The sequence below is a fragment of the Aliarcobacter sp. genome, from assembly GCF_041672065.1.
GTDB lineage: Bacteria > Campylobacterota > Campylobacteria > Campylobacterales > Arcobacteraceae > Aliarcobacter > Aliarcobacter skirrowii.
The window spans coordinates 1-9,615 of sequence record NZ_JBAZAH010000063.1 but is presented as its reverse complement, the minus strand read 5'-3'; the positions used below and the strand labels follow the sequence as shown (position 1 = coordinate 9,615).

Here is a 9,615-nt window from a genome sequence, read left to right as displayed (position 1 = left end):
ACAAATTTCGATTTTAAAGTATCATAAATATTTAAAGATTCCATAGCCTGTTTTGCTTTTTCACCATAAGGAGCATGTGTTGGATTTGCGATTGCAATTTTTTTAACCCAAGGCTCTTTTAAATTTTTAAAACCCTTTGATGAATCAAAACTTTTATGGTTACTCCAAATTACAACTCTTCCTAATGCATACATTTTTGGTTTAGTTACTACATCACCTTGATTATAAAGTTTCTCAACAAAGTCCATATTCGCACTAAAAAATATATCAAAAGGGGCACCATTTTCTATTTGATGCATACCTTTTCCTGAACTTCCATAAATCATTTCAATTTCATCATCTTTATTCTCTTTTAAAAACTCTTTTTTTATATCATCTAAAGCAAATTTTAAATCACTAGCTGCAAAAACAGTTATTTTGTCAGCAAATATAGTTGAACATAAAATCGCAAGTGTTAAAATAATTTTTTTCATAATATCTTCCTTATCTTCCAATCATAATATCAGACGCTTTTATAATAACATCAACTTTACTTCCAACTTCTAATTCCATATTTTTTATAGATTCAGTAGTTATAACTGCAACAACTTTATCTTCATTTCCAATATTTATTATAACTTCTGAGTTTACCTTAGATAGATTGATTTGCTCTATCTCTCCTTTTAATATATTTCTAGCACTAATTTTAAATTCACTTTGATTTGATATTAAAACATTACTAGATTTTATAACAGCAACAACCTCATCAAAAAGCTCTAAACCAAGATTTTGTACAGCACTATTTGTTATAGTTGAAGTTAAAATATTTCCACTTTTTAGTTTTAAACTAATTTGAGCATTAACTTCTCCTAAAACTATATCTTGTACAACACCAACTATTTGATTTCTAGCACTAATTTGCATTGATAATCTCCTTATTGTTTTAAGTGTTCCACTATTTAAATCTGTAATTCGATTTAAATTTTCAATAAATTTTTTATGCTCCTCTTTTAGTAAAGAGTAAGTTTGTAAAATCTTCTCTCCATACTCCGTAAGGGTTGTTCCACCACCACCAGCTCCTCCTGTTTCTCTTAAAACAATAGCACTGTTTGCTAAATTATTCATAGCTTCAATAGCTTCCCATGCTCCTTTATAGCTCATAGGAACTACTTTTGCTGCTTTGTTTATTGAACCTGTTTGTTTAATAGCTTTTAAAAGTTCAATTCTCTTTTCAAGTAAAAAAGGTTTATTTAAAAGCTCAAAAGTTAAAGTAGATGAAACTGGCATATTTCTCCTTGTTATTTTTGTAATATATAACGAGCAAGAATTCTATCTTTATATAACTTAATATATAATGATTTTTTATAAACTCTTCAATTATGATATTATTATAAAATTTTTTAAAAGGGGAAGTTTATATGCAAATAAATGAGCTATTGCTATATTTCTTAGCTACAGTAGTTTTTAGTTTTTTAATAGGTTTAGAAGTTAGAGCATATTTGTCCAAATTTCATGAAAATGATTCAAAAATATTTTTAGGAACAATAAGAACATATACATTTTTGGGAATTATAGGATTTATTTTATATAAACTTGAATCAGATAATTTTACTCTATACTTAGCTGGATTTTTATCTTTTACGATTCTTTACTCTTTACTTTTTTATAAACTTTTAGAAGACAAAAAGAGCAGTATTTTATTATATTTAGTTGCAATTATTGTATATAGTTTTGCCCCTTTAATAAATCTTTTTCCTTTTTGGTTAAGCTCTTTAATATTTGTTGTTACAATATTTTTATTAAATGCTAAAAATAAATTCTTAAAATTTAAGATAAATATAAATATCTATGAGCTTGAAACTTTAAGTAAAATTATACTTCTAACAGCTGTTGTTTTACCACTTCTTCCTCAAGATAAAACAATTCCATATCTAGGAATATCTTTATATAAAATTTGGCTTACAGTTGTTGTAATCTCTTCAATATCATACTTTAGTTATCTTCTTCAAAAATATATTTTTCCTTCAAAAGGTATACTTTTAACTGGAATTTTAGGTGGTCTTTACTCTTCAACTGCAACAACAGTTGTTTTATCAAAAAAATCTCAATCTTTAGAAAATAGCGATATGTTTACAGCTTCTATAATTTCTGCAACTTTAATGATGTATTTAAGAATTACAGTAATAGCTGCACTATTTAATATGGAAGTTTTCAAAATATTGGTCTATCCATTTCTAATATTTTCATTAATTTGTATAGTTATAACTTTTGTATATTATAAAAAAGCATCAAATGGTTTAGCAAATATTGAACTAACAGATTCAAATCCATTAGAATTGGGAACTGCTTTTATTTTTGCTTTTTTATTTATAGTTACTATGATTATTACAAGTTTTGTAGTTGATTCTTATGGGACAACAGGTTTAAATATCTTGTCTATGATTATTGGATTTACAGATATTGATCCATTTATTCTATCACTATTAGCAGGAAATTATAATATTGATATATCTTCTGTAGCTTCAGCTATTATTATTGCAACTGGAAGTAATAATATTTTAAAGGCTGTATATACATTTTGGTTTGCAAAGAGAAAAGCAATATCTAGTTTTGTTTTATTAACAACTCTTGGAGTTTTAACAATAATGGTAGGATTAATCTTATGATTTTCTTACTTATTGTTATATTTTGATTAAATTTTTAAATAAGTTTTTAAAATAAATCTAAATGAAATAAATTTTTGCTATAATTTCCACTTTAAAAATGATTTATAATTGATGAGTATAAAACTTACAGAAAAGTTTAACTAAAACACTATACTCATCACTTATTAATCATCTAAACTCATCTTTCTTAAATAATCACTAATTTTTGGAATATTATCAGCTCTACAAACTAAACATGTTGGTATATAAGCCTCTTCTTTTGGTAAAACAGTAATTTTTATATCTTTATCATATCCCATTTTTTTTACTATACTTATTGGTAGCAATGATTTACCCATACCAACTTTTATGCAAGATAAAATTGTTTCTAAATTTCCAAATGGAAGACTCTTTTGTACAAAAATATTTTTTTGTTGGAAATAGCTTTTTAAAAATTCATCATAAACACAACCCTCTTTAAATGTTAAAGTTACATTTGGAACATCATCTTTTTGAGGTTCAAGAATTGCAATTTCCTCTTCAAATTTTTTTAAAACTACTAAAGAATCATTTGTAGGTTCACCACTTATAAATGCTATATCAACTCTATAATCAAGTATTAACTCATATATATCTTTTGTTGTTCCAGTAAATAGCTCAAGATGTAAATTTGGAAAATCTTTATGAAGTTTTAATAAAAATGGCGAAATTCTAACAGCTGCATTACAATCTGTTGAACCAATTTTTAAAGTTCCAGTTTCAATATTGTTATTAGAAATAGAATCGATACAATTTTGCATTTTATGTATTAACTCAAGAGCTTGAGGGTATAGTTTTTCGCCCTCTTTTGTCAAAATTACACCTTTTGGAACTCTAAAAAAGAGTTCAACTTTTAAATTCTTTTCTAGCTGTTTTATTCTTGAAGTTACATTTGATTGGGCACATTTTAGCTCATTTGCTGCTAGTGAAATACTCTTTTTATTTGCAACAGTTACAAAAACTTTTAATAAATTTAGATCCATATCATCTCTCCTTATATCACATATCATTATAAATTATTTGACACAAAATAACTTTTAGTGATATCATAACAAAAATTTGGTTTTTGAGGCAAAATATGTTGAAGCTTTTTGATAGAAATAATAATATCTCAATTTTAATTGCTGGAATTTTCTCTATAATTATTGGTATTGGTGTTGCAAGATTTGCATTTACAGGATTAATTCCTCCTATGCTCGATGATTATTTAACTATTAAATTTGTTGGAATTTTGGCCTCTTTAAATTTTGCTGGATATTTAAGTGGATCACTATTTTCAATCTTTATAAAAGATATAAATGTAAAGGTTTATTTGTATAGGTTTGGTGTTGTTTTGGCAATTCTTACAACTTTTGTTTTAGTTTATAGCACAAATGATACAGTTTGGATGATATCAAGAGTATTAGCAGGATTTGCTGGAGCTATGTGTTTAATAGTTGGAACTGCAATTGTTATGCAAAAACTTACAATAAAAAGTAAAACAAAAGCTATGGGAATTCACTTTAGTGGAATTGGATTTTCTATTTTAACTACAGATTTAATTGCAAGATTTGTTTTGAGTTTAGATTATAGCTGGAGAGATTCATGGTTTGTTTTAGCTATTTTTGCAATAGTTTTGTCATTTTATAGTGTTTATATTCTATCATTTGACAAAGAGGTAAAACAAAATCAAGTAAAACAGAAATTTGATTTTACAATTTTTACACCATTTGTAATAGTTTTAATTATGGCATATTTTGCAGAAGGTGTTGGATTTGTAGTTCAAGCTACATTTTTACCAGACATTATAAACAACCTTTCTGGACTTGAAGGTTATGGAAGTCTTACTTGGACACTTGTAGGAGTTGCTGGAATTCCATCTTGCATTATTTGGATGTTATTGGCACATAAATTTGGAAGCTCAAACATAATAATAATTGCACTTTTACTTCAAGCTGTTGGAATTTTAATTCCAGCTTTTACAAGTGATATATACTTAAATTTATTAAGTGGAGTTTTATATGGAGGTACTTTCATAGGACTTGTTGCACTATTTATGAATTTAGGTGGGCAGTTATCAAAAGGAAATCCAGTTGTTTTAATGGGAGCTTTAACAACATCTTATGGAGTTGGTCAAGTAATAGCTCCACTTTATAGTGTATATTTTATTGAAAAATATGGAAACTATGATTATGCTTTGTATTTAACAGCTATTATTGTAATTGGTGGAGCTATTTTACTTTTTATGGCAAAAAAATTTGAGCCAAAAGATATTTGCTAAATTTTATTTTATCTGCTCTAAAATCTCTTGATTTTTTGAGTAGATTTTGTAAGTTACACCTTTATATGGGAATTCAAGATGATTTGCATGAAGCCAAAGTCTGCTTGAACCTGTAATTTTAAATCTATCCTCTTTGCTTAGAGTTTTATTTAAGTAATTTTCAGCATTCTCATCATCAACACCATAAATAGGATCTCCTAAAATTGTATGTCCAATTGAGTGAAGATGGACTCTTATTTGATGTTGCCTTCCTGTTAGTGGAATTGCTTCAATGAGTGTCAAATCTTTTTCTTTGTTGTATTTTATTGGTTTTATGATTGTAATTGACTCTTTTCCAATCTCATTTTCAGAGCAAACCTTCATTCTAACACCTATTAATAAACCTTCTTTATCAATAGCTTTATCAATTTTTATCTCTTTTTTTATCTCACCATTTACAATTGCTAAATAAGATTTATGATATTTTTTCTCTTGAAACATATCTTTTAGCTCAATTTCACTCTTTTTATTTTTCCCAACTATTACTAAACCACTTGTTTCAGCATCAATTCTATGAATTAAATTTGCATTTTCTCCAAAGTGATATCTTATTTCATCAAGTAAAGAGTAAGGAGTGTTTTTAGATATAGGGTGAACCATAAGATGAGTTGGTTTATCAAAAATTGCAAAATCTTGAAATTCTAATAAAGGTTTTAATCCTCTTGAGTTACCTTCAAAAAGTGCTATAAAGATATGATTTGTTGGTATTGTTTCGCCTGTGTTTATATTATTATTATTTTCATCAAAAACTCTTCCTTTTGATACAAGTCTTTGTGCTACTTTGCCTTCTATACCGAGGTTGTGAACTAGAAATGCTTGAATTTTTTTATCTTTTATCGCTTCATATTTCTTTAGTGTAAATGCCAAATTTATTCCTTAGATTTTATCTTATATTTTGCTCTAGTTAGGTATAGTTCAAATTCAATTTTAAAGCAATTTTATAATAAAAAAGATAGAAATACGATTAGAAGGGTAATTTATGGTAGAAAGATACGCAAGAAAAGAGATGAGCTCAAAATGGACACAAGAAGCAAGATATGCAGCTTGGTTGGAAGTAGAAAAAGCAGCTGTAAAAGCTTGGAATAAATTAGGTCTTATACCAGATAGTGATTGTGAAAAAATAGTAAAAAATGCAAAATTTTCAGTAGAGAGAATTGAAGAGATAGAGGCTATTACTAAACACGATTTAATAGCATTTAATACAAGTGTAAGTGAGAGTTTAGGAGAAGAGTCAAGATGGTTTCATTATGGAATGACATCTTCAGATGCCGTTGATACAGGTGTTGCTTTACAAATGAGAGACTCTTTACAAATTATTATTGATGATGTAAAAATGCTACTTGAATCAATTAAAAAAAGAGCTATGGAACATAAATATACTCTAATGGTAGGAAGAAGCCACGGTATTCACGGTGAGCCAATTACTTTTGGACTTACATTAGCTGTTTGGTATGATGAAGTTAAAAGACATCTAAAAAATCTTGAAGAGACTATGGAGGTTATTGCAGTTGGTCAAATTTCTGGAGCTATGGGAAATTTTGCTCATGCACCTTTAGAGCTTGAAGAGTATGCAATGGCTGAGCTTGGACTTAAACCTGAACCTTGTTCTAATCAAGTTATTCATAGAGATAGATATGCAAGACTTGCTACAACTTTAGCACTTCTAGCTTCTAGTATTGAAAAATTTGCAGTACAAGTTAGACATCTTCAAAGAACTGAAGTTTATGAAGCTGAGGAGTATTTTGCAGCTGGACAAAAGGGAAGTTCAGCTATGCCACACAAAAGAAACCCTATTTTAACTGAAAATATAACTGGACTTGCAAGAATAATTAGAGCTTATGTAACACCTGCTTTAGAAAATGTTGCTTTATGGCACGAAAGAGATATCTCTCACTCTTCAACAGAGAGATTCTGGTTACCAGATGCATTTATTACAACAGACTTTATGCTTCATAGAATGAATAGCGTTATTGCAAATCTTACAGTTATGCCTGAAAATATGATGAAAAATCTAAATTTAACAGGTGGACTTGTATTTTCTCAAAGAGTTTTACTAGAGCTTCCACTTCAAGGAGTTAGTAGAGAAGATGCATATAAAATAGTTCAAAGAAACGCAATGAAAGTTTGGAGTGAGATTCAAAAAGGAAAACCAACTACAAATGAAAAAGGTGAGTCTTTATATCTTCAATATCTTTTAGCAGATGAAGAGTTAAGAAAATCTTTGAGCGAAGATAAGATAAGAGAGTGTTTTAATTTTGACTACTATACAAAAAATGTAGAGAAAATTTTCAGCAGAGTTTTTAACTAATAGGGGATTTTAAATGGCAATAATGATTCAAAAAAGAAATGGTCGAAAAGAGGTTTTGGATATTACAAAAATACAAAAAATGACTATTGAAGCAACAGCTGGACTTGATGGTGTTAGTCAAAGTGAGCTAGAGCTTGATTCTCATATAAAATTTGTTGATGGAATGAACTCAAGTGATATTCAAGATGCTTTAATTAAAACGGCTGTTGAGAAGATTGATATTGATGTTCCAAACTGGACTTTTGTTGCTGCTAGACTATTTTTATATGATTTATACCATAGAGTTGGGATTGCAACTTATGGAGTAAAAGGTGAAGCATATAGACACTTAAAAGAGTACATTAACTTTGGAATTGAGGCTGGAAGATTAATACCAAATTTAGCAAGTGGTTATGATTTAGATGATTTAAACTCATATATTGACCCAAGTAGAGACTTTTTGTTTAACTATTTAGGAATTAAAACTTTATATGATAGATATTTGATTAAAAACTCTAAAGGTGAACCAATAGAACTTCCTCAACAAATGTTTATGGCTATTGCTATGTTTTTAGCTCAAAATGAAGATAATAAACAGGAAAAAGCAAAAGAGTTTTATGATGTTATCTCTAAATTTGAAGTTATGCTTGCAACTCCAACTTTAAGTAATGCTAGAACAAATAGACATCAATTAAGCTCTTGCTATATTGGTTCAAGTCCTGATAATATTGAAGGTATTTTTGATGGTTACAAAGAGATGGCACTATTGTCTAAATATGGTGGTGGAATTGGTTGGGATTGGAACCAAATTAGAAGTTTAGGTGGAGCTATTGATGGACATAAAAGTGCAGCTGGTGGAACTGTTCCATTTTTGAAAATCACAAATGATATTGCAATTGCTGTTGATCAGTTAGGTACAAGAAAAGGAGCAATTGCAGTTTATCTTGAGACTTGGCATATGGATATTATTGATTTTATTGATTTAAAGAAAAATAGTGGAGAAGAGAGACGAAGAGCTCATGATCTTTTCCCAGCTCTTTGGATAAGTGATCTATTTATGCAAAGAGTTTTAGAGGATTCTCATTGGACTTTATTTGATCCAGCAGAAGTAAAAGATTTAAGTGAGTGCTTTGGTGATGAGTTTACTGCAAAATATATTGCATATGAAAATAGTGATAAAGTTACAAAAAATAGAATAAAAGCAAAAGATTTATGGAAAAAAGTTTTAACTTCATATTTTGAAAGTGGAAGCCCATTTTTATGTTTTAAAGATACTGCAAATAGAGTTAATCCAAATCAAAATAGTGGAATTATTAGAAGTTCAAATTTATGTACAGAGATATTCCAAAATACAAATCCAAATCACTACTTAATTAAAGTAGAGTTTGAAGATGGAACTATTGAAACTTTTGAGGAGAATGATGTTTTAAAACTAGATAGTGGAATTTCAAAAAAAGCAAATAAAGTAACTGCACTTGATAGTATAAATGGTAAAAAAATCTTTATAGTTGAAAAAGAGAAAATTGATGGAGATACTGCTGTTTGTAATTTAGCAAGTGTAAATCTATCAAGAATCAATAGTTTTGAAGATATAAAAAGAGTTGTTCCAATAGCTATTAGAATGCTTGATAATGTAATAGATTTAAATTTTTATCCACTTAGAAAAGTAAAAGCAACAAACCTAAAAACAAGAGCAATAGGTCTTGGAGTTATGGGTGAAGCTGAAATGTTAGCAAGTCATAAAATATCTTGGGGAAGCGTTGAGCATTTCAAAAAAATTGATGAAATTATGGAAGCTATTTCATACAATGCAATAGAATCAAGTTCAAATTTAGCTCTTGAAAAGGGGTCATATAGTTTATTTGAAGGTTCAAATTGGAGCAAAGGGGTTATGCCTCAAGACCACACTCCTCAAGCTGTAAATGCTTTAGTTGAGAAGGATTTATTTGATAGCTCTTGTGATTGGGAATCTTTGAGAGAAAAAGTGAAAAAAGATGGTATGAGAAATGGTTACCTAATGGCTATTGCTCCAACATCATCTATCTCAATTTTAGTTGGAACAACTCAAGCAATAGAGCCTGTTTATAAAAGAAAATGGTTTGAAGAGAACTTAAGTGGATTAATTCCAGTAGTTGTTCCAAAATTAAGTCCTGAAACTTGGGAGTATTATACACCTGCATTTGAGATTGATCAACTTCAAGTTATAAAAGCAGCAGCAATTAGACAAAAATGGATTGACCAAGGACAAAGTACAAATATTTTTATGAGTTTAGATAAAGCAAGTGGAAAATATCTGCATGAAATTTATACTTTAGCTTGGAAACTAGGTCTTAAATCAACTTATTATTTAAGAAGTCAAAGTCCTG

The 9,615-nt window shown here is 28.5% G+C and carries 8 protein-coding genes; 4 read left to right on the top strand and 4 right to left on the bottom strand.

Features of this window, described 5'->3' with window-relative positions:
• On the bottom strand, window positions 1-473 hold a 473-nt coding region (gene modA, locus WC168_RS08400; RefSeq protein ID WP_372618662.1), incomplete at its 3' end, for a molybdate ABC transporter substrate-binding protein.
• A 10-nt stretch (window positions 474-483) separates the two neighbouring features.
• Window positions 484-1,266 (bottom strand): TOBE domain-containing protein, encoded by a 783-nt coding sequence (locus WC168_RS08395; RefSeq protein WP_372618660.1) that lies wholly within the window; start codon window positions 1,264-1,266, stop codon window positions 484-486.
• A 131-nt stretch (window positions 1,267-1,397) separates the two neighbouring features.
• Here WC168_RS08395 and WC168_RS08390 point away from each other — a divergent pair, with 131 nt between their 5' ends.
• Window positions 1,398-2,645 carry an MgtC/SapB family protein gene (locus WC168_RS08390; RefSeq protein WP_372618658.1) on the top strand — a complete coding sequence of 416 codons (1,248 nt, stop codon included), beginning with the start codon at window positions 1,398-1,400 and terminating at the stop codon, window positions 2,643-2,645.
• A 164-nt stretch (window positions 2,646-2,809) separates the two neighbouring features.
• Here the strand turns inward: WC168_RS08390 and WC168_RS08385 are convergent, their stop codons facing one another.
• The gene (locus WC168_RS08385) at window positions 2,810-3,646 is read right to left on the bottom strand and encodes a LysR family transcriptional regulator (RefSeq protein ID WP_066352151.1); all 837 of its coding nucleotides are present in this window, start codon (window positions 3,644-3,646) and stop codon (window positions 2,810-2,812) included.
• 95 nt (window positions 3,647-3,741) lie between these two features.
• On the opposite strand from WC168_RS08385, the gene WC168_RS08380 reads away from it, so the two are divergent.
• Window positions 3,742-4,923: a YbfB/YjiJ family MFS transporter gene (locus tag WC168_RS08380; protein ID WP_372618656.1), complete on the top strand. Its 1,182-nt coding sequence runs from the start codon at window positions 3,742-3,744 to the stop codon at window positions 4,921-4,923.
• A 3-nt stretch (window positions 4,924-4,926) separates the two neighbouring features.
• Here the strand turns inward: WC168_RS08380 and WC168_RS08375 are convergent, their stop codons facing one another.
• Complete coding sequence (locus WC168_RS08375; protein ID WP_372618654.1) at window positions 4,927-5,829, bottom strand: RluA family pseudouridine synthase; 903 nt, start codon at window positions 5,827-5,829, stop codon at window positions 4,927-4,929.
• A gap of 112 nt (window positions 5,830-5,941) precedes the next feature.
• Here WC168_RS08375 and purB point away from each other — a divergent pair, with 112 nt between their 5' ends.
• Together purB and WC168_RS08365 are read left to right on the top strand one after the other, a co-directional pair.
• The gene (gene purB, locus WC168_RS08370; protein ID WP_372618652.1) at window positions 5,942-7,270 is read left to right on the top strand and encodes an adenylosuccinate lyase; all 1,329 of its coding nucleotides are present in this window, start codon (window positions 5,942-5,944) and stop codon (window positions 7,268-7,270) included.
• A 13-nt stretch (window positions 7,271-7,283) separates the two neighbouring features.
• A partial coding sequence (locus WC168_RS08365) for a ribonucleoside-diphosphate reductase subunit alpha (RefSeq protein WP_372618650.1) occupies window positions 7,284-9,615 on the top strand: 2,332 nt, incomplete at its 3' end.